This is a genomic window from Bacillus sp. FSL K6-0042, assembly GCF_038006685.1.
Taxonomy (GTDB): domain Bacteria; phylum Bacillota; class Bacilli; order Bacillales; family Bacillaceae_G; genus Bacillus_A; species Bacillus_A pseudomycoides.
The window spans coordinates 1841212-1860450 of record NZ_JBBOVS010000001.1; the positions used below are offsets into that span (position 1 = coordinate 1841212).

The following is a 19239-nucleotide window of genomic DNA, read 5'->3' on the forward strand; positions in this document are numbered from 1 at the left end:
CAGTGAATGAAATTACTATTCATTTTCTCCTTTTGTTTTCACTTGGCATGAGGCTGAAAAAGGATCTGACCGCTTCTACGCATGGCCGGTCGCTCTCTCCCATCAAAAAAGAAAGGTTTTCTATCACTTTTCATATTTCCCAACTTGTTTAAGCAAAGATAACAGCTCATTTTTCTCATCTTTTGTTAACATTCCAAAGGAATCCTGTATAACTTTTTCATGCTTTGGAAAAATAGAAGCGATGAAGGTCTCCCCTTCTCCTGTTAACTGTGCATATATAACACGGCGATCATTCGGGCATGGAATTCGTTTCACAAGCCCCTTTTTTTCTAACTTATCAACAACATACGTAATACTTCCACTTGCAATTAAAATACGCTCTCCAATTTGTTGAAGCGGCTGACTTCCTTTATGATATATCAATTCTAATACAGCAAACTCAGTTGGATTTAGTCCGTTACTTTGTATTGATTTATTTGTAGCATCCATAACAAAGCGGTGCACACGCGATAATGCAATAAACAATTTTAAAGATTGAGAAATCTCTTCCCTCTCATCATTCAACTTCATACGATTTCAACCCTTCACTTAAATTCACAAAAATCCGAGACAATCTACCAAATAAAAAGGTTTTCCATAAAGCAAAATAGCTATCAATGGTTCATCTTTGTCTCCGAATGATCGCTCAATCATTTCTCAGTTTTACTCTTTCACACATGAAATAAAAACATGACAATTTTAACACAGTTTATATATAATGATAATAAAAAAGGAGTAGCAATCTTGAATGGAAAATTACGAAGCATAACTTTTTATATACTGCTTGTTATATTACCGACACTGGGAATCGGTGCAACTTTCTATTCTTATCACACCTACCAAATGCAACAGGAAAACAAACAAGCTGCTCATACTGTTTTATTTTTATATAGGGACTACTTAGATCACCATATTGGCGAAGCAATTTCCGCCTTAGAGATGCTTGCTATGGTCGTAAATACAGAAACAGAAAATACAAACGGAATTCAGCAAATATTACACGATACCGATGAAAAAGACGAGCGTTTTTCCGGATTATATTATACAAATAAAAACGGCCTAATCACTGTAGCATCAAAAGGTTTAACAACACCAATTCATGTTGCAGATCGGTATTATATAGCAGAAGCTTTTAAATCAAAAAAAACAACTGTATCATCTGTCATTACAGATCGGGTTCTTGGACACCAAGCTATTATGATTGCCACACCCATTTTTACAAAACACAAACAAATTTCTGGTTTATTGTTGGCCAGTTTACGCTTTGATTATATATCGTCTGCTTTAAATGCTATTAAACCACAATATCATTTTGAAGTAACCGATGAGCATGATGTAGTCTTTTTAACAGATGATAATAGCGAACCAACTGGGCAACATACAAACAAAATTTCTACTCCACTACAAAAATTAAAATGGAAAGTTGCTGTTTCTCCATTACCTATTCATAAAACAACTTTATACAAAACCGTTGCGGTAGAATGTATGGTTACTTTATTTTTAATGACAATTTTATTTTTACTCGTTCAATATATTTTGCTGAAACGACAAACAAGATTAGAGAGACAACAAAATGAAATACAAAAAATTGAATTAGTTGGTACTTTTGCAGCTAGTACAGCTCATGAAATCCGTAATCCACTTACTGGAATTAAAGGTCTTGTAACACTCTTAAAGGAAAAACATATACAAGAACAAGACCAATTTTATTTTTCTGTTATCGAACAAGAAATAAAACGTATCAATGAAATTGTTAGCGAATTTCTTATTCTTGGTAAACCAACAGCGATTATCGAAAAAAAGTATGATGTAAGGGATATTATCAAAGAGGTCTCATTAATTATTCGATCGGAAGCAAATTTACATAATATTATATTCACCTTGCAGTTACCAGACCATCCTGTTCATATCCGTTGTTCAAAAGATCATATGAAACAAGTGGTTTTAAATATTACAAAAAATGCAATTGAAGCTATGTCATCTGGTGATGTATTAACAATTCAGGTAACCAGTAATAAAGAGCACGCAAAATTACACATTGTTGACACAGGAAAAGGTATTCCAAAACATATTCAAAAACACCTCTTTCATCCGTTCTTTACCAGTAAAGACACCGGAACAGGTCTTGGTCTTGTCATATGCAAACGAATTATAGAAATGTATGATGGACAAATTGTGATTGATAGCACAGAAAATAAAGGAACCACAGTTCATATAAAGCTTCCATTAGATTCAGCATAATTATCCTTCTCTGCGGAGGGTAATTATGTTTATTTCATAAAAGCAGTCACAAACATTTTCCAAAAAGCACTTGTTTTTCCTTCATATTCCATTTGGGAAAAGGGTACCTTCATAAATGCGAACCATCTTGGTGTTTTTTGTTCTTTATATCGTTGATACTGTACAATAAGCTTGTCCAATTCTTGACTCACTTGAATTGTTTCAGTACTGTTTAATCCGTTTGTTAAACCTAAATGAATCATTTCTTCACGTTTCATATGAATATCACGCGAAAGTTTTTCCATTGTATACTCCCGTTTTGCTGTAAACATCCATATCCCCCTCATTATTCTTCCATACTCTCTACTTCATTTTCACTCCATACATTGAGGCTACAAATGTATATTGCAATCGAATTAGAATACTCAGAAATTTTAACATTTTCTCCCTGTAATTTACAAATCTTTATCCTCACTTTGAGAATTATTACAAATTATTCTATCTTTGTAAATACATTCGCAATAATAGACATTTTTTTCATATTATTTTTTCCAAACGACAAATAAACCCTTCTTTTACATTTTTTAATTTCCAGCACTTCGACATTTTTCTCGTTTAATTTATGTAAAAAACGCAAATCATAATTATAGATTTGCGTGTCCATCTTCACAAATACAGTACCTTATTTTATTAAAAAAGATAAATTTTCTATAAAGTGAAACCTTAATCAGTGCGAGCTTTCTTCATCCCCACTGATTATTAGCACTTACCAATCAGGATTTTAGTGCAGTTCATGCAAATTACATATCTAATTTGTTTTACTAACTAGAAATTTGATAAAACTTTATTTATAACAAATCACCCACTCAGAAAGGAACTTTTTATATGCGTAAACATATCATTATTTTTTTCATTTTATTATCTACTGTCATTTTTCCTTTTCAAACGTATGCCCATACAAATAAAGTTGCCATTGTAATCGACGACTTTGGAAATAATATGAAGGGAACTGAAAGGATGTTATCACTTCCCATTCCACTTACTGTAGCTGTTATGCCCTTTCTTCCATCTACAAAACAAGATGCAGTAGCTGCACATCAAAAAGGGCATGAAGTTATTATTCATATGCCAATGGAGCCTATTAAAGGAAAAAAAGAATGGCTTGGTCCTAAAGCTATTACAACTGATTTAAGTGATCATGAAATTGAAAGTCGGGTCGAACAAGCGATTCAAGAAGTACCACATGCAATTGGGATGAATAATCATATGGGTTCTAAAGTAACAGCTGATGAAAGAATTATGCGAATCATACTATCAGTATGTAAAAAACATGGCCTATTTTATTTAGATAGTAAAACAAATCCCAATAGCGTAGTACCAAAAATCGGAAAGGAATTAGAAGTTCCTATTGTAGAAAATCAATTATTCTTTGATGATGTTTATACATCATCTCATATTACAAAGCAAGCACAGTTACTTCTACAAAAAATTAAAGAAAAACCTGTCGTAGTAGCAATTGGTCATGTCGGCCCTCCTGGGGAAATTACTTCTCGTGTTATTGAGTCCACCATTCCTAAAGTACGTGAACATGCAGACTTTATTTTCTTATCCGACCTTGTCCTCTCACCACCACCTGTCTCCAAACAAAAATAGAGAGCAGCTATATGCTGCTCTCTATTTTTCATACTACTACCTTATATATAATCTACATGACTCACGCGAAATCCTTTTTTCTCTATTTTTGCAATTAATGATTCTAATGCTTTTTCACTTAAGTCATCTGTAATGTTCACAATAACACGACGAATATATTGATCACCATTGTCCAATGTAAATAATCCACCAATATGATAAGACCTGAGCAACGTTCCTAACTCCTTAATTGTCCCCTTACAATCTTGCGTTGCGATTGTTATTATATAACCACCCGTTTGCATCCCAAATGAATCTTCAATGACATCAAATATATTAGAATGTGTTAAAATGCCAACAAATTCATTGTACTCATTCAATACAGCTAAAAATGGAAGACGCCTAATTACATAAAAGGCTCGAAAAAAAGAATCCTTTTCAAAAATAAATGCAGATTTATCTTCCATAATATCTTTCACACATACATCTTCTAAACCCTCATTACATTTACGTTCTAAAATATCTACTTTATAAATGATCCCTTTAAATCTCTTCTCATCTTCTGCAAGTACAGGGATCGCTCTATATCCCTTCACGTTCATAATTTTTAACGCCTGTTCCCCCGAATCATTATCCTTACAAAATGTCACCTGTTGTTTCGGCAGAAAATGATATTTAACTCGCAAAATACGTTCCTCCTCACATGACGACATGTAATCTATATATAATAAGGAGACCCATATTTTATGAGTGAAATTATTTTTAAAACGCTTTCATTTATTAGTTTGCACGTAACGAATTGTTCTCTTTATATAACTGAACTCTTAGTTCCTTTAATCATCAATAATTTCACGTGATAATTCATTAAATACTCTAACCCCTCTAACCATTTTTTCGTCTCTTCTGGCGAGTTTCCCCATACAATCATTCCGTAATTATGAACAAGTATAGCACCGCCGCCTTCTATAAAATTAGGAACATGATTCTCTAATAAATCAGCAAACTTCTTTTCATTTTCTACAATCGGAATCGTAATCTCTGTAATTCCTTCTTTTCCAAAAACACGTTCTACAGTGCGTTTTTCAAATGTAACTGCTCCTTCTTTTCCATATAACTCTGATATTAAATGACTATCTACAGTTTGAACTTGCAAAATACACTCCGCATTACCTTTTTTATAAATATCTGCATGCATAAACGATTCAACTGCTGGTTTTTCATCATTTGCAAATACAGGCTCGCACATACTATTTACTACAATAAAATCCTCTTCTGCAAATAACCCTTTGTCTCTTCCTTCAATATTTACTAAAAATGTTAATGGTTCTTGTGATGTCCGCATAGATAAACTAATTTTTGTACCATAAAACCAATCACGGAGAGCCAATTCCATTTTTACATCTCTTAACTCTTTCCACTTCTTTAAAAAAAATAACATTTCGTCACCCCCATGAGAATATCACTGTAATGGTTTAGCCATTTCTATGTAAAAGAATTATTTTTTGATTATTCCAAAAATTTAATTGAATTATCACATGAGAATCTCTTTTTGTCAATACAATTTCTTCATCTACCTGAAAATTAGGCACATGTTACACAACAAAAAAAGCTCTTTCACAGAGCCTTTTTGTTCATCATTTGAAGCATCTCACTCTTCTCTTGCTCATTAATAATGCCGATCTTTTGTAATATATTTGTATACAATATAAGTTTATTATACAAGCGTTCCGACACCTTTTCCCCTTCTTTCCTCCAGTCAACTTTTTTTCTGTTGGTAAATTATATGAAGGGAACCGAAAAATGTGTCCATTTTTTTTGCACTGATACAAAACTTTTCAAAGTACCTCTCTTATCTACGTGTAAAATAATAAAACAGTAGGCCCTACAACTTTCGGATTGGAAACCTATATTTAACTAATCGTCCAGCGAATATTATTTTTTGTAATAAATTCTTCAAAACTATGCGGCATTTTTTTATCGCAAATTACGTGCCCCATATCAGAAAAACCGGCGATTCGATAATTTCCTTTTACCCCCATTTTTGTATGATCACATAAAATAAATGTCTTTTCCGCTAATTGAATCATCGCTTCTGATAACTTAGCTTTTTCCAATTCAAAACTCGAGATTCCAAAACTAGGTAACAAGCCATCAATTGAAATAAATGCCTTATGAAAATGAAACTGACGAATGACTTGCTGTGAAATAGATCCTGATACACGACAGTGTTTTGGCGATACCTTTCCTCCAATAAATAATACTTCACCATCAAACATTTTTTTATTTATAGAAGAAATTAATTGGGCTGCAACAGGAAATGAACTCGTCACAACAGTTAAGTTTTTCCGATGAACGAGATACGGGACCATTTGCAGGGGCGTGCTTCCATCATCGATAACAATGACATCTCCATCTTCTACAAAAGTTGCTGCTTTATAGCCAATTCTTTTCTTTTCCTCAATATATAGCATTTCTCTTTCTAGCATAGGGGGCTCTATCCCTGCTCCCGGAAGTTGAACCGCTCCCCCGTATACTTTCTTCAACTTTTTTTCCCGATCAAGCTCTTCTAAATATCTGCGAATGGTTTCTGTTGATACTGAAAATTCACTTGCTAGCTCTGAAACTTTCACTTTTCCCTTAAACTCTACTTTTTCAAGAATACTACGCTTTCTCTCTTCTCCAACAATAGACATAACTTCACCTCATTTTTCTCTCCCACTTACTTTTTCGGTTCTGCTTTTTGACCAAATTCTTTTTCCCAACGTTCTAAAATTTTATCGCGATTATCAGCCGCCCATTTAAAATCGTTATTTTTATATAACTTGTCTGTTGCATCTTTTGGGAAACCATCCGGAAGTTTATAATCATTTTTAATCGTCGCGAATCCATTTTTCTGGCTTTTTATCATCTTTAATTGCGGAAGTACATGATCTACACCTTTTGGAGAATATTCTTTTAACATTTCTTTCTTGTCTAAAGCCAGAAGACTAGAAGCCGCTGTTCCCCATACAACATCCGCTTGTGTATTTTTCCCTTCTGCTAACAATTTTGCTGTAATAACCCCAGTTGAATCACGAGCGATATTTAATTTCACATCTGCGTATTTCTTTTTAAAGGAATCAAGATAAATAGGTGCAAGCTCTTCTTCAATTGCTGTGTAAACTGTTAATAATCCAGACAATTTGTCATCTTTCACTTTCGCCCCCGCAGTTTCTTCTTTCTTGGCACCACACCCCATTAATAAAGAAAATACTCCCCCGGTTGCTACAGCTTTAAAGAATGTTTTTTCACTGTTTCTCTCTCCTTTTATTTTTCTTATGTACAACTTAAATATAAACATCAAGTGTAAAAGCAGTATTAAACCAACATTAATCTTTTGTTTGTTGTTTGTTTTGGTGTAATACGTTGGTACTTCAATGTTTTTTCTATTTTTTCTTTTCTAGAAAGACAGGAAGTTTACAAATAATTAAAAAAAGATTAAAAATCCCACAAAAAAACGAGGCGTTTGTAAAAAACGCCTCATTTTTGCTTACCCTTTTTTGAATTACGATTTGCATATTTCGCTGGATTTTCATTTTCATACTCTACCGCAAATTCCGCATCCGGTAGACTTTCTTTTGGAGTTTTATTATGATTCATTGCCGCATGTTGTTTTACTTTTCGTTTTACCATCAATAATACCTTCCTTCCCTGTAATGACATCTTACTTTCTATATTAGTTTGAGAAAACTTTCAAAAATTATTGATGGGAAGTGTTAACAAGTACAAAGCAACGTATATAGGGAAACACTATATCTGAACAGGAAATTTATATTTCCTACTATAATAAAGAAGGAACGATTACTTTGAAGAAAAAACAACAAATTCATTCACCCATTTTAGATGAAACTTTGCCACATCAAATGAATTTCCCCTCCTTTAAAGGAACAGGAAAACAAATGCAACAGCCCTTTATTAATCAATACGATGTTGTAATTGGAGATAGTAAATACAATTCTAAAAATAGCCCACTTAACAATTGGAGTGATGAAGTTGATCCGGCCATTATGGCTGGCGAAGAATGGATTCATCCAACAAATGATATCGGATGGATTTCAGAAGAAAATCAAGAAGTGTTACGAAACAAAACAGACGGGGTTGAAGATTCATTTATGCACCCTCAATTTGGTATTAACGATTAAAAAACCATTCTACCTTTATAGGTAGAATGGTTTCATGTTATCCAATAATAATTCTCTCTTTGGGATATTTATAGCGAGGCGGTTGTTCCCTTCCACCACTTGCTAAAATAAATGTTAAAATACCAACACGACCAATAAACATAAGAACAATTAATACAAGTTTTCCAGCAGTTGTTAAATCAGAAGTGATACCTGTTGATAACCCAGTCGTTCCAAATGCAGAACATACTTCAACAATTAAACTCATAAATGGTGCATTTTCAGTCATCGATAAAATAAATAAAGCAGAAGCACATAATAAAATCCCCATAGTCATAACAACGGACGCTTTTAAAACGTCTTCCTCATGCAATTGCCGTTTAAAAACACGTACCGTTCTACCACCTTTTGCAAACGTATATAGGGAAAGAATATTCACAGCAAACGTCGTTGTACGTATTCCCCCTCCAACTGAACTTGGAGAAGCACCAATAAACATTAAAACACTCATAAATAAAAGCGTCGGCTGTGACAAGTCACGTATATCCATTGTCGCTAATCCACCACTTCTCGTTGTAACGGATTGAAACAACGTATAAAATACCGTTTCATGCCAGGATTTCCCTAACAAAAACTGATTTCGCTCCAATAAAAAAATAACGATTGTTCCCACAATAATAAGCGAGAAAAATGTCGTTGTTGTCAATTTTGTAAATAGTGAAAAACGAAACAATTGATGTTTTTCCTTACTCAAATACTGTTTTACTTCCATTAGCACAGGAAATCCAATTGCTCCTAAAATAATAAGAAGCATATGAATTATTTGTACAATATAGTCTTTCTGATATGGTATAAGCGACTGACCAGTTAAATCAAATCCACCATTGGTTGTTGCACTAACAGCGGCAAAAAAACCATGAAAATACGCTTCTTTCCAACTTGGGAAATAGAGTAAAAATCTTGTTCCTAATAGAAGCGCCCCAACCACTTCTATCGAAATAATCAAAATTAAAATAGACCGCATCAACTCAACAAGTCCTGATAAATTTCCTTGGTTATGATCTGCCATAATTAATCGTCTTCGCTGCAAACCTATTTTCTTACCTGTTATCATCCAAACAAATGTACCAAGTGCCATAATTCCTAAACCGCCTAATTGTAATACGAGCGCTAAAATCATAATACCTGCCGTATTTAACGTATCTGGAATAGAAACCACTGAAAGCCCCGTAACACTAACAGCGCTAACAGATATAAATAACGCATCTATAAAAGTCCATTTTACACCTGGCTTAATGACAAATGGTAAACTTAATAAAATTACAGAAACAATTACTGCCATGAAATAAAATAAAACAATAAGCTGTACCGGACGCAATTTTCGCAAAAATTTCTTTATATCTCTCATCCCATCACTTCGCTACCTTTTTTCTATCGATTAAACAAAGAAAAATCATCATTTTCTTTATTTGTAAATAACTGCTGAAATAGTTTTGCAAATACCATTCCATATACAGTTCCATTTCCCCCATACGGTAATGCATAATACAAATTAGAGACTTTATCATCTTTTTTACAAATAGGAAGACCATCATGACTTCCGCCAAATGCAGCAGCCCAATAATATTCAGCTCTAACATTTGAAATATTCGGAAACATCTCTTGTATAATTTTAGTTAGCAATTCTCGTTTATGCAATAACTTTGTATCACCAAATTTCTGAAGTTGCATCGCTTCATCTAATCCGCCTACAATAATTCTGTTTTTGTACGTACGAAAATACAAATACGGCCGAGCAGTTTCCCAAATTAATGATTGTTCGTGCCACCCATTAAAATGCTCTTGCTCATTTGTAACAATAGCATAAGAGGTTTCTACCGTTGTATTTGCTTCTTTTTTCCCAAATAGTGTTTCATATCCTGTAGCCATAATCACTGCTTTCGCTACAATTTTCTTACCTATTTTTGTGTAAGAAACCAAATCTTTTTGAACAGGCTTAATATGCACAACCTCTGTATTTTCAAAAATAGAAGCACCTAGCTGGTTTGCTTTATGTATAAGACCATGAGCTAACATATACGGGTTCACTTCTGCATCCCCTCGTGTATATAATGCTGCCGGTTTTGTAAATGAATATCGTTTCTTAATATCAGATTCTGTAAAATACTCAACAGGAAATCCGTAACGTTGTAATGTACGATACTCTTCTTGAAGGAATGAAATATCTTCATTTTGACTTGCATAATATAAGCTTCTTCTCGGAATAAAACAAGGATCAATATCTAACATTGGAACAACCTGTTCCAATGTTCGCAGTGCCTCGTAACAAAGCTGATAAGCTCGCACCCCTTTTGCTTCCCCAAATGTATGAATCAAAGATGTCAATGACTTATCATGAACAAATTGTAGTAATCCTGTATTAGCAGCTGTGCTTCCGTGTGCAATTTTTCGTTTATCAATCAACGTGACACTCATTCCTAATTTTGTTAAAAAATATGCAATTTGAGCGCCTGATTCTCCACTTCCAACAATAAGCACATCACATATCATATCATTTTCTAATATCGGATAACAAGGCATACAAGCTTCTTCATTCCAGTATAACTTTCCTAATGCTAATTTCATAACTACTCTCCTACAATTGAATTTCCTACCTTTTATTTTTTGTTACTTTACATAAAAAAATCCAGCTAGCCTGTGCTAGCTGGATTTTCCATTTCATTCGTATGAACAAAAAAGATATTTGTTCAAGCCATATTAATCACTTTTTCACTTCAATTAGAGCGTTCCTCAAGCCAATTTCCAACTGTAGGATACGTTTGTTTTACAGCCGTTCCACCGTATACAACTGACATATGTCCTGTCGGCAAGCACACATACTGTTTGTCTGTACTAGAAATATGATCTAAGAGCGCCTCTACTTGACATGGCAATGCAATATGATCACGTTTTGCAGAAATATTTAAGACATTTGCCTTAATGTTTTCAAGTTTTACTTTTTGACCTCGAATCACGAGCTCACCTTTAACCAATTTATTATTTTGATAAAAATCGCGAATCCATTGTCGATACGATTCACCTGGGAATGGGATACCATCTCCAACCCATTTTTGAATTAGCTTCCAGCTTTCAACAAAGCGCTCATTTTCTGAGCGGTCAAGTAAAGCAACATACGGACCAACAAAGTTTGTAACTGGCTTTAACATTTTATTTCCGAAATCAATCATTTCCGGCGGTATATTTCCAAATGTATCAACTGCTTTGTCTAAGTTAAAATACTTTTCATCTAATAATGGACCATATAATCCTGTTTCAGAGAAATCAAATGGACTTGTCATAAAAATTAAATTTCGAATCGGCATATGTGGATGAAGTGCCGCATAAATGGATGTTAGCGTACCACCCATACAATATCCGAGTAGAGATACCTCGTCCGCTTTTGCAGTTCGCATTACTTTTTTAACTGCTTTTGCAATATAGTCGAACACAAAATCATCAAACTTTAAATGACTATCTTCTAAACCGAATGTGCCCCAATCAAGCATATACACATCAAAACCACGATCTACTAAATATTCCACCAAACTATTTCCTGGTGTCAAATCCATAATATATGGTTTATTAATTAGCGCATAGATCAATAAAATGGGAACTGAATGTGTTTTTTCCTGCTTTGGAATGTAACGATACAGCTTCGTTTTATTTTTCGTCCAAATGACCTCTTTTGGAGTTAAACCAACTTGTGGCTCTGGTTCACGTAGTAAAACTTCACTCGCTCTTTTAAAACGACGGTATGCTTTTCGATATTCTTCTGGGTATAGTTCCAATTGCTTTTCCCATTCTGTTACGAATGTAGTCATTTTCCTATCTCCTTTTTAATTGATTTCCTTCTTCAAGAAAGAAGTGCACTCCTGCTATGGATATGCACTTTCTCTTTGCTTCATTACATATATAATCCGCCGTTAATATTTAACTGTTGACCAGTGATATACGCTCCATCACGGCACAAGTATACAACACCTTTTGCAATTTCATCCGCTTGTCCGAAACGTTTCTTTGGAATCTTAGAAACGATTTTTTGACGAACATCTTCCGGCACTTCTGCTACCATTTCTGTATCAATGAATCCTGGGCAAATCGCATTCACTGTTACATTTGTTTTCGCAAGTTCTAGCGCTAATGACTTTGTAAATCCTAACATACCAGCTTTTGCTGCTGAATAGTTTGTTTGTCCAAATCCACCAGCTTGTCCAATAATAGAAGAAATGCTAATGATTCTACCCTCTTCTGATTCTGTTATGTAAGGAAGTGCCGCACTCGTTGTATTAAATATACTACTTAAGTTTACATCGATTACGCGATCCCAATCTTCACGGTTTAATTTTTTGAAAGTACGGTCTCTTGTAATACCAGCATTATTTACAAGAATATCTACCTTACCAAAATGATTCACAGCTTCATCTACAAGGCGCTTCGCATCTTCTAGCTTAGAAACATCTGCCTGAACTGCATATACATCATGACCTTCTGTTCCTAATTCATTCGCTAGATTTTCAGCCGCTTCTTTACTGCTATTATAGTTAATAACAACCTTTGCGCCCTCTTTTGCTAATGCTACTGTAATCGCTTTACCAATCCCTTTTGCCCCACCTGTTACGATTGCTACTTTACCATTTAATTGAACCATTTCTATTCCCCCTTTATTGAACTTGTTAGATATAAGAATGCATCACCCTGATACATATTTTAAAACGATATTCTACATACAAACTATTTTCAGCTGTTCATACCATTCGTAAAAGAGGTTCTCCCTTTCCCTTTTTGAACGTATAAACAACACTTCTTAACTACTTTTTATTCTCTGGTTTCAGAGGCGCTTTCGCCACTTCTTTCGCTGGTTCCTGTAATTTTGCTAACACTTCATTTTGTTTTTCAAGTAATTCTAAAATCTTATCCACTTTATCTTCTAATGTACGAATATCTTGTTTCACTTTTATTACATCACGTTTTAGCGTAGGAGATTGTCCTAAAGAATCTGCTTTTTCTTCCAAAAACTCTTCGATGTTATCAACTTTATTTTCTAAGTTAATAACAAGCGTAGCCACTCTTGCGATATCGTCTTGGGTTGGCATGTTCACTTTTTCTAAATAACCTTTTGTTGCATCATTCAACATCTTCTGATAAAACAAATTCAAATCTAGAACGCTTCCCATCCAAGCAGAATACTCTTCTGTTTTGATTGTTTCATTGAGCGCTTTTCCCCAAAATGTTTCGGTCTGTTCATAAGCTTCTTTCCATGCTTGTAGTGGATCGAATTTTTGATCAATCACTTCTCCTACACTCCTTTATTCGTTTTTGAAACAATTCAACCTATTCACTATTTTCCAATATTCTGAATAAAACTTCAAGTCTGTATTTTGTTTTTTTCTATATTCCAACAAATGTATTGACATAGAAAACAGATAGGTGTAAATTGCACTTATAAGCAAAAAATTCCATCTAACTGATTCATGAGGTGATGCACAATCATGCTACATAATGAACCAGAACAACAAGAAAGTTTGGAAACAAACCAAGCGAAACAACCAAACTCCATGCCAAAAAACTTCTTAGTTCCCTTCTTACTTCTCTGTCTAAAAGACTGGAGTCTTCACGGTTACAAACTCATTCAAATGCTAATGGATATTGGCTTTTCTTCCGTTGACCAAGGTAATGTTTATAGAACCTTGCGCAAGTTAGAAAAAGAAAACCTCATATCTTCCACTTGGGATACAAGTGAAGGAGGGCCAGCAAAGCGAATTTATTCTTTAACAGAATATGGAGAGCAATATTTAGCAACATGCGCGACCTCTTTTGAACATTATCAAAATATGTTGCGAACATTCTTCACGTTATACACCAATGCATTCTTTCCATTTTCTACTTCTCCAGAAAAGGATGAAAAAAAATCTTCATCTTCACCTGGTGGTACAGCAGAATAATCTGCGTTCACAATATGCAAAAAAATATTTGGAGGTCAAACCATGGAAACTAAACCATACGAACTGGTCGATGCATTTTGGAAAAATTGGTCACATTCTCTTTCCCTTTTCTCTTCAGCAGGGAAACAATTGGAGCAACTTACTTTAGAAACTTTAAAACAACAGCAGGATGCTTTGCATAAATTAACAGCAGGAGTAGATGAACTCGAAAAAGAACTACAACAATTCACTACTCAATTTAATAGTCAATATACAGAATACGTGAAGCAATTCACAGGCAACTCCTTAAATGAACAAATTAACGAATGGCAAGAAAAATGGAACGAACTCTCTAATCATCTTCATCAACTTACTGTGTCTCCAACAAAAACATCTTTGACAATTCTTACTCAAACGAGCGGCCAGTTTGAAGAAACAACAAAACAATTCATTGAACAACAACAACTTCAACGTGACGAGGTTCAAAAACAATTAGAAGGTTTTTTGGAAGAATTCAAATCTACACAACTGGAACTCGTAAAAAAGTTCGAGGAAAACTCAAAAAATCTATTTACTTCCATCAAGTAAGGAAAATGTGGCAGCTTACCGCAGAACAAACTAGACTCTTTCTTCCTCCCATTACATCAAGATGGCTTACATTTTTCGATATGGAAAAGAAGGAGGAAAACATGAATCTATTTCAAGAAGCGCAGTCTGTTCAAGAGCTTCATTATGATGAGATTCAAGTTGGCGATCAAGCATCCTTAACAAAAACGATTACCAATGAAGATATTATCACTTTTGCAAAACTGACCGGGGATGTGAATCCAATTCATATTCTGGACTCTTTTGCAAAAACAACAATGTTTAAAGAAAGAATTGCACATGGTATGCTTGTTTCAGGATTTATTTCGACCATTCTCGGAACAAAATTACCAGGAAAAAACACAATTTATTTATCACAAAATGTATCATTTCGTGCACCTGTAAAAATTGGTGATACCTTACGCGTAGTCGCAGAAGTTATCAAAAAACGTGATGATAAAAAAATTATTACGTTGCAAACAAATGTATATAATCAATGGAATGATATAGTTGTCGAAGGTACAGCAACAATAATGAAAAAAGAGTAGCATGTGTGCTACTCTTTTTTCGTATCCAATAACTTCTAATCTCACCGATTACTTCCGTGTATGACCAAACATATAACACATACACTAACGATACCAGTTTATACAGTGAGCTTGTATCAGCAAAACATTCCTTTACTGCTCATTAAAAACAAATAAACTGGAATATAAATTAGGATGTGTTATCAATGGTAAAAACAAATAAATTACTTGTTCCTGGTGCTGAGCAAGCCCTAGAACAATTTAAATATGAAATTGCACAAGAGTTTGGTGTAAGCTTAGGTTCGAATACAGCATCTCGTTCTAACGGATCTGTCGGTGGCGAAGTAACAAAACGTCTCGTTTCCTTAGCACAACAACAATTACGTGGATAATTCTATAAATAATTGATTCAGGGGCAGATATATTCTGCCTCTTTTCCTTTTCAACATACATTGTAATTCTTTTTGACATACTACAAAGAGCACGCCGAAAGGAAAGGTATATAATATGAAACGGATTAATATTAAAATGAGTCCTCCTCGTGTACTTACGTTATCTTTTATTGCACTATCCATTATCGGAACATGCCTATTAAAACTGCCTATCTCCACTACAACTTCAATTTCTTGGCTAGATGCATTATTTACAACTGTTTCTGCATTTACAGTTACAGGGCTCGGCGTTGTTGACACCGGAAAAGTGTTCACCCTATTTGGGCAACTTGTTATTTTAACACTCATACAAGTTGGCGGTCTCGGCATTATGAGCTTTGCTATATTAATCGCGATTATGCTCGGGAGAAAAATCGGTCTCCAAAATCGAATTTTACTACAGCAAGCATTAAATCAAACAAATATCGGCGGAGTGATTCGTCTCGCAAAATCATTATTTCTATTTTCTTTTACCATTGAATGTTTCGCTACTCTTCTTCTTGCTTTTGAATGGGTTCCAAAATACGGTGTTTCTAACGGACTATATTATAGTTTTTTTCATGCCATTTCAGCATTTAACAACGCCGGGTTTTCCATTTGGACTGATAATTTAATGTCACAATCTCATAGTATACTCGTCAACATAGTCATTTCTTCTCTCATTATTTTAGGCGGAATTGGTTTCACAGTCATAGTGGATATAAAAAGAAAACGCAACTTTAAGAACCTTACATTACACTCTAAACTTATGCTCTCATCTACTCTTATTGTAAATATTGCTGCTACAATTTTAATTTTTATATTTGAATTCCATAATCCAATTTCTATGAAAGGATTTACACCGTTTGAAGAAGGACTAGCAGCCTATTTCCAAGCTGTTTCCACACGTACAGCTGGCTTTAATACTGTAGACATGGCACAATTAACAAAACCATCCCTTTTACTAATGATGTTGCTCATGTTCATTGGAGCTGGTAGTGCTTCAACAGGTGGCGGCATTAAATTAACAACTTTTTTAATTATGCTACTCGGGGTTCTTAAATTTTTACAAGAGCAAGATGACATTGTTATCTTTAAAAAATCAATAAAAGATGGTTTGATTGTAAAATCACTTGCCATTGTAGTCATTTCAATCTCATTTATTTTTTTCGCCATATTAATTTTAAGTATCACCGAACAAGTCCCCCTCTTAATGAGTGCCTTTGAAGTATTTTCGGCATTTGGGACTGTTGGTCTCAGTATGGGACTTACCTCAAAATTGACAATAATCGGAAAGATAACCATTATATTTATGATGTTTTTTGGAAAAATGGGTCCTTTAACATTAGCATTTTCTTTTGCACATAAAAAACAAAGAAAGATAAAATATCCAAACGAAGACATTTTAACAGGTTGACAAACATTTACATTATCCATATAATGAAAATACAATAGCATATTTCCAAAGGGGAGTAGCGTCCAAGAATATATTCTTGGAAACAAAGTCGTCATTACGTAGAACTCAGTTCTTCCGGCTTTGTTGGCATTTTCATTACATATGTCTAGCAAGACCTTTGCCTATCAACGGCAGAGGTCTTTTTTGTATTCTTTTCCAATTCCTCCCATCGTTGATAGGTTGGAGTATGGGGAAACTAAACAGTGGGGAAACCTCTTCACTTGTTTAGGATTTATACAATTGAGAGGAGAATGTACATGGATGTATCATTATTATTGGAGTATGGTTGGGTATTATTAATTTTAGTTGCACTAGAAGGAATTTTAGCAGCTGATAACGCGCTAGTTCTTGCTATCATGGTCAAACATTTACCAGAAGAAAAAAGAAAAAAAGCATTGTTTTATGGATTAGCAGGAGCTTTCGTGTTCCGCTTCGGATCATTGTTTATGATCTCTTTCTTAGTCGACGTATGGCAAGTGCAAGCACTGGGGGCGATTTACTTAATGTTTATCGCTGGTAACCATTTATTCAAAACATATGTTAAAAAGAATACACATGAAGAAACTGAAGAGAAAGAAACAAAGAAAAAACAAGAAAACTTTTGGTGGACAGTATTTAAAGTTGAAGTTGCCGACATTGCGTTTGCCGTTGATTCCATTTTAGCAGCTGTTGCATTAGCGATGACTTTACCAAAAACAGGCCTTGGTACAATTGGTAGTCTTGATACAGGACAATTTCTTGTTATTTTTGCAGGCGGGCTCATTGGTTTAATCATTATGCGATTTGCTGCATCTGCTTTCGTACAACTATTAAAACGCAAACCAGGTTTAGAAACTGCCGCTTTCTTAATTGTTGGTTGGGTTGGTGTTAAATTAGCTGTTTATACATTGGCTCATCCTGCTTTAGGCGTTATTCCACACAGTTTCCCAGAATCAGCACCATGGAAAATTGGATTTTGGATTGTACTAATTGGAATTGCAATGGGTGGTTGGTTCTTATCTAAAGATACAAGTGTCCAAAATACACAAAAGAATTTGGATGAAAAAGCGCTGTAACAACAGCGTTTTTTCATTTACCTCACTCTAAATAGTCCCCCTTCCAAAATAGATAGATGGAGGATAACTAATCCATTTGCCATCCTTGAAAGATAACGCCCCAATGATAGAAGTTTCATTTTATTACATAAAAAGTTTCCATTTCCCTCTATTTTTACAAACATATGATATCATACCACAATTTGTTAACGCTTTCATTTAGAAGGTATGTCCTTTTTGTGAAACATTGCACAAACTTATTGAAACTAAGAGTAAATACGTGTACCTTATTTATATAAAGAGTACTTACAGACAATGTACTAAAGGAGCGTATTACTTATGCTAGAACAAGGATTAGCTTACGTTGTACAACTTGCGCAGAAAAAGAAACAAATGTTGGATGCAAATCCAATGCAATATTTCATTCGCGCTGCACTAGCTGGCATCTATATTGGTTTTACTATTGTACTATGTTTTAAATTAGGAAATTTCTTCAATGTTGTAAATTCACCCGCAACATATTTAGCATCTTCTATGTTTTTTGGAATTGCACTTATTTTAATTATATATGGCGGAGCTGAATTATTTACAGGAAATACAATGTATTTTACAGTCGCAACTCTGCGAAAAGAAACTACAATTGGCGATACACTTCGTAACTGGGTTGCTTGTTATGCAGGTAACTTAGCAGGTGCAGTATTTTTTGCATTGTTATTTTATGCAACTGGTATTTTCCAATCAATCGATCATAAACATTTAATGAATATAGTCGTTGCAGGAAAAATGGGAACACCTACAATGCAATTATTTTTCAAAGCGATTTTATGTAACTGGCTTGTGTGCCTTGCATGTTTCCTTCCTTCTCAAGTAAAAGGAGATACAGCAAAAATACTTATGATGATGTTTCTTGTCTTTACTTTCTTCTTATCTGGTTATGAACATAGCATTGCAAACTTATCATTATTTGCACTATCTTTAGTATCACCACATCCTGATACAGTTTCTTTCGCTGGTGCTATCCATAACTTAATTCCGGTTACAATTGGCAACATTATCGGTGGATCCGTATTCGTTGGGATGGTATATCATTATTTAACTCAAAAAAACCCAGAACCTAAAGCGGCAGAAGATAACCTAGAAGCAGTTCAACAAGAAGAAATCATCCCTTTACAAGCACAGATGAAACACTAAAAAAGTTCCAAGGATCCCCTTGGAG

At 34.4% G+C, this 19239-nt stretch carries 21 protein-coding genes, 1 pseudogene and 1 riboswitch; of the genes and pseudogenes, 10 read left to right on the forward strand and 12 right to left on the reverse strand.

All coding sequences use genetic code 11. The annotated features are described in order from the left end of the window. Positions 1 to 123 precede the first annotated feature (123 nt). Positions 124 to 570 (reverse strand): MarR family winged helix-turn-helix transcriptional regulator, encoded by a 447-nt coding sequence (locus tag MHH45_RS09605; protein WP_016113933.1) that lies wholly within the window; start codon positions 568 to 570, stop codon positions 124 to 126. Positions 571 to 783: 213 nt separating this feature from the next. On the opposite strand from MHH45_RS09605, the gene MHH45_RS09610 reads away from it, so the two are divergent. Next, on the forward strand, positions 784 to 2280 hold the full coding sequence (locus tag MHH45_RS09610; RefSeq protein ID WP_016113932.1) for a DUF3149 domain-containing protein: 1497 nt from the start codon (positions 784 to 786) through the stop codon (positions 2278 to 2280). A 29-nt stretch (positions 2281 to 2309) separates the two neighbouring features. On the opposite strand, the gene MHH45_RS09615 is transcribed toward MHH45_RS09610, so the two are convergent. Beyond that, positions 2310 to 2591 carry an aspartyl-phosphate phosphatase Spo0E family protein gene (locus MHH45_RS09615; RefSeq protein WP_016113931.1) on the reverse strand — a complete coding sequence of 94 codons (282 nt, stop codon included), beginning with the start codon at positions 2589 to 2591 and terminating at the stop codon, positions 2310 to 2312. A gap of 553 nt (positions 2592 to 3144) precedes the next feature. Between MHH45_RS09615 and MHH45_RS09620 the strand changes: the two genes are divergently transcribed. Beyond that, the gene (locus MHH45_RS09620) at positions 3145 to 3912 is read left to right on the forward strand and encodes a divergent polysaccharide deacetylase family protein (RefSeq protein WP_016113930.1); all 768 of its coding nucleotides are present in this window, start codon (positions 3145 to 3147) and stop codon (positions 3910 to 3912) included. A 41-nt stretch (positions 3913 to 3953) separates the two neighbouring features. On the opposite strand, the gene cbpA is transcribed toward MHH45_RS09620, so the two are convergent. The 5 genes and pseudogenes from cbpA to MHH45_RS09645 all read right to left on the reverse strand — a co-directional run bounded on the left by cbpA (position 3954) and on the right by MHH45_RS09645 (position 7563). After that, positions 3954 to 4577, reverse strand: a complete 624-nt coding sequence (gene cbpA / locus MHH45_RS09625) for a cyclic di-AMP binding protein CbpA (RefSeq protein WP_016113929.1) — start codon at positions 4575 to 4577, stop codon at positions 3954 to 3956. Between the two features lie 122 nt (positions 4578 to 4699). After that, positions 4700 to 5329, reverse strand: coding sequence for a class II aldolase/adducin family protein (locus MHH45_RS09630; RefSeq protein ID WP_003196074.1), 630 nt, complete (start codon positions 5327 to 5329; stop codon positions 4700 to 4702). Positions 5330 to 5801: 472 nt separating this feature from the next. Further along, a complete protein-coding gene (locus MHH45_RS09635) occupies positions 5802 to 6584 on the reverse strand; it encodes a DeoR/GlpR family DNA-binding transcription regulator (protein WP_016131264.1) in 783 nt (260 codons plus the stop codon). Positions 6585 to 6610: 26 nt separating this feature from the next. Next, positions 6611 to 7231: pseudogene (locus MHH45_RS09640) on the reverse strand (2-aminoethylphosphonate-binding protein). 179 nt (positions 7232 to 7410) lie between these two features. Beyond that, positions 7411 to 7563, reverse strand: coding sequence for a hypothetical protein (locus tag MHH45_RS09645; protein ID WP_000240797.1), 153 nt, complete (start codon positions 7561 to 7563; stop codon positions 7411 to 7413). Between the two features lie 173 nt (positions 7564 to 7736). Between MHH45_RS09645 and MHH45_RS09650 the strand changes: the two genes are divergently transcribed. Then, positions 7737 to 8072 carry a DUF3905 domain-containing protein gene (locus tag MHH45_RS09650; RefSeq protein ID WP_016113926.1) on the forward strand — a complete coding sequence of 112 codons (336 nt, stop codon included), beginning with the start codon at positions 7737 to 7739 and terminating at the stop codon, positions 8070 to 8072. A gap of 37 nt (positions 8073 to 8109) precedes the next feature. Here the strand turns inward: MHH45_RS09650 and MHH45_RS09655 are convergent, their stop codons facing one another. From MHH45_RS09655 to phaR, 5 genes are all read right to left on the reverse strand, one after another. Next, positions 8110 to 9459 carry a TrkH family potassium uptake protein gene (locus tag MHH45_RS09655; protein WP_016113925.1) on the reverse strand — a complete coding sequence of 450 codons (1350 nt, stop codon included), beginning with the start codon at positions 9457 to 9459 and terminating at the stop codon, positions 8110 to 8112. Between the two features lie 23 nt (positions 9460 to 9482). Continuing rightward, complete coding sequence (locus tag MHH45_RS09660) at positions 9483 to 10676, reverse strand: NAD(P)/FAD-dependent oxidoreductase (protein ID WP_016113924.1); 1194 nt, start codon at positions 10674 to 10676, stop codon at positions 9483 to 9485. Positions 10677 to 10825: 149 nt separating this feature from the next. Next, positions 10826 to 11911 carry a class III poly(R)-hydroxyalkanoic acid synthase subunit PhaC gene (gene phaC, locus MHH45_RS09665; RefSeq protein ID WP_016113923.1) on the reverse strand — a complete coding sequence of 362 codons (1086 nt, stop codon included), beginning with the start codon at positions 11909 to 11911 and terminating at the stop codon, positions 10826 to 10828. 83 nt (positions 11912 to 11994) lie between these two features. Next, positions 11995 to 12738 carry an acetoacetyl-CoA reductase gene (locus MHH45_RS09670; RefSeq protein WP_016131263.1) on the reverse strand — a complete coding sequence of 248 codons (744 nt, stop codon included), beginning with the start codon at positions 12736 to 12738 and terminating at the stop codon, positions 11995 to 11997. A gap of 160 nt (positions 12739 to 12898) precedes the next feature. Then, positions 12899 to 13381 carry a polyhydroxyalkanoic acid synthase subunit PhaR gene (phaR, locus tag MHH45_RS09675; protein WP_016113921.1) on the reverse strand — a complete coding sequence of 161 codons (483 nt, stop codon included), beginning with the start codon at positions 13379 to 13381 and terminating at the stop codon, positions 12899 to 12901. 198 nt (positions 13382 to 13579) lie between these two features. Between phaR and phaQ the strand changes: the two genes are divergently transcribed. The 7 genes from phaQ (at position 13580) to MHH45_RS09710 (ending at position 19214) form a co-directional block, all read left to right on the forward strand. Then, positions 13580 to 14032, forward strand: coding sequence for a poly-beta-hydroxybutyrate-responsive repressor (phaQ, locus tag MHH45_RS09680; protein ID WP_003196063.1), 453 nt, complete (start codon positions 13580 to 13582; stop codon positions 14030 to 14032). A 42-nt stretch (positions 14033 to 14074) separates the two neighbouring features. Then, positions 14075 to 14599 carry a polyhydroxyalkanoic acid inclusion protein PhaP gene (phaP, locus tag MHH45_RS09685; protein WP_016113920.1) on the forward strand — a complete coding sequence of 175 codons (525 nt, stop codon included), beginning with the start codon at positions 14075 to 14077 and terminating at the stop codon, positions 14597 to 14599. A 101-nt stretch (positions 14600 to 14700) separates the two neighbouring features. Beyond that, positions 14701 to 15144 (forward strand): MaoC family dehydratase, encoded by a 444-nt coding sequence (locus MHH45_RS09690; protein ID WP_016113919.1) that lies wholly within the window; start codon positions 14701 to 14703, stop codon positions 15142 to 15144. Positions 15145 to 15329: 185 nt separating this feature from the next. Beyond that, positions 15330 to 15515: an alpha/beta-type small acid-soluble spore protein gene (locus MHH45_RS09695; protein WP_000241213.1), complete on the forward strand. Its 186-nt coding sequence runs from the start codon at positions 15330 to 15332 to the stop codon at positions 15513 to 15515. Positions 15516 to 15630: 115 nt separating this feature from the next. Then, positions 15631 to 16950: a TrkH family potassium uptake protein gene (locus MHH45_RS09700; protein ID WP_016113918.1), complete on the forward strand. Its 1320-nt coding sequence runs from the start codon at positions 15631 to 15633 to the stop codon at positions 16948 to 16950. Between the two features lie 38 nt (positions 16951 to 16988). Further along, positions 16989 to 17166: riboswitch (yybP-ykoY riboswitch) on the forward strand. A gap of 80 nt (positions 17167 to 17246) precedes the next feature. Further along, complete coding sequence (locus MHH45_RS09705) at positions 17247 to 18044, forward strand: TerC family protein (protein WP_088093991.1); 798 nt, start codon at positions 17247 to 17249, stop codon at positions 18042 to 18044. 318 nt (positions 18045 to 18362) lie between these two features. After that, on the forward strand, positions 18363 to 19214 hold the full coding sequence (locus MHH45_RS09710; RefSeq protein ID WP_088093990.1) for a formate/nitrite transporter family protein: 852 nt from the start codon (positions 18363 to 18365) through the stop codon (positions 19212 to 19214). The last annotated feature ends 25 nt before the right edge of the window (positions 19215 to 19239 follow it).

What these genes read in the sequence shown, in the direction of transcription:
- MHH45_RS09605 (WP_016113933.1), bottom strand. Translation starts at nt 570, where the DNA reads ATGAAGTTGAATGATGAGAGGGAAGAGATTTCTCAATCTTTAAAATTG.
- phaP (WP_016113920.1), top strand. Translation starts at nt 14,075, where the DNA reads ATGGAAACTAAACCATACGAACTGGTCGATGCATTTTGGAAAAATTGG.
- MHH45_RS09655 (WP_016113925.1), bottom strand. Translation starts at nt 9,459, where the DNA reads ATGAGAGATATAAAGAAATTTTTGCGAAAATTGCGTCCGGTACAGCTT.
- phaC (WP_016113923.1), bottom strand. Translation starts at nt 11,911, where the DNA reads ATGACTACATTCGTAACAGAATGGGAAAAGCAATTGGAACTATACCCA.
- MHH45_RS09645 (WP_000240797.1), bottom strand. Translation starts at nt 7,563, where the DNA reads ATGGTAAAACGAAAAGTAAAACAACATGCGGCAATGAATCATAATAAA.
- phaQ (WP_003196063.1), top strand. Translation starts at nt 13,580, where the DNA reads ATGCTACATAATGAACCAGAACAACAAGAAAGTTTGGAAACAAACCAA.
- MHH45_RS09705 (WP_088093991.1), top strand. Translation starts at nt 17,247, where the DNA reads ATGGATGTATCATTATTATTGGAGTATGGTTGGGTATTATTAATTTTA.
- MHH45_RS09635 (WP_016131264.1), bottom strand. Translation starts at nt 6,584, where the DNA reads ATGTCTATTGTTGGAGAAGAGAGAAAGCGTAGTATTCTTGAAAAAGTA.
- MHH45_RS09695 (WP_000241213.1), top strand. Translation starts at nt 15,330, where the DNA reads ATGGTAAAAACAAATAAATTACTTGTTCCTGGTGCTGAGCAAGCCCTA.
- MHH45_RS09630 (WP_003196074.1), bottom strand. Translation starts at nt 5,329, where the DNA reads ATGTTATTTTTTTTAAAGAAGTGGAAAGAGTTAAGAGATGTAAAAATG.
- MHH45_RS09690 (WP_016113919.1), top strand. Translation starts at nt 14,701, where the DNA reads ATGAATCTATTTCAAGAAGCGCAGTCTGTTCAAGAGCTTCATTATGAT.
- MHH45_RS09700 (WP_016113918.1), top strand. Translation starts at nt 15,631, where the DNA reads ATGAAACGGATTAATATTAAAATGAGTCCTCCTCGTGTACTTACGTTA.
- MHH45_RS09710 (WP_088093990.1), top strand. Translation starts at nt 18,363, where the DNA reads ATGCTAGAACAAGGATTAGCTTACGTTGTACAACTTGCGCAGAAAAAG.
- MHH45_RS09615 (WP_016113931.1), bottom strand. Translation starts at nt 2,591, where the DNA reads ATGTTTACAGCAAAACGGGAGTATACAATGGAAAAACTTTCGCGTGAT.
- MHH45_RS09660 (WP_016113924.1), bottom strand. Translation starts at nt 10,676, where the DNA reads ATGAAATTAGCATTAGGAAAGTTATACTGGAATGAAGAAGCTTGTATG.
- MHH45_RS09670 (WP_016131263.1), bottom strand. Translation starts at nt 12,738, where the DNA reads ATGGTTCAATTAAATGGTAAAGTAGCAATCGTAACAGGTGGGGCAAAA.
- MHH45_RS09620 (WP_016113930.1), top strand. Translation starts at nt 3,145, where the DNA reads ATGCGTAAACATATCATTATTTTTTTCATTTTATTATCTACTGTCATT.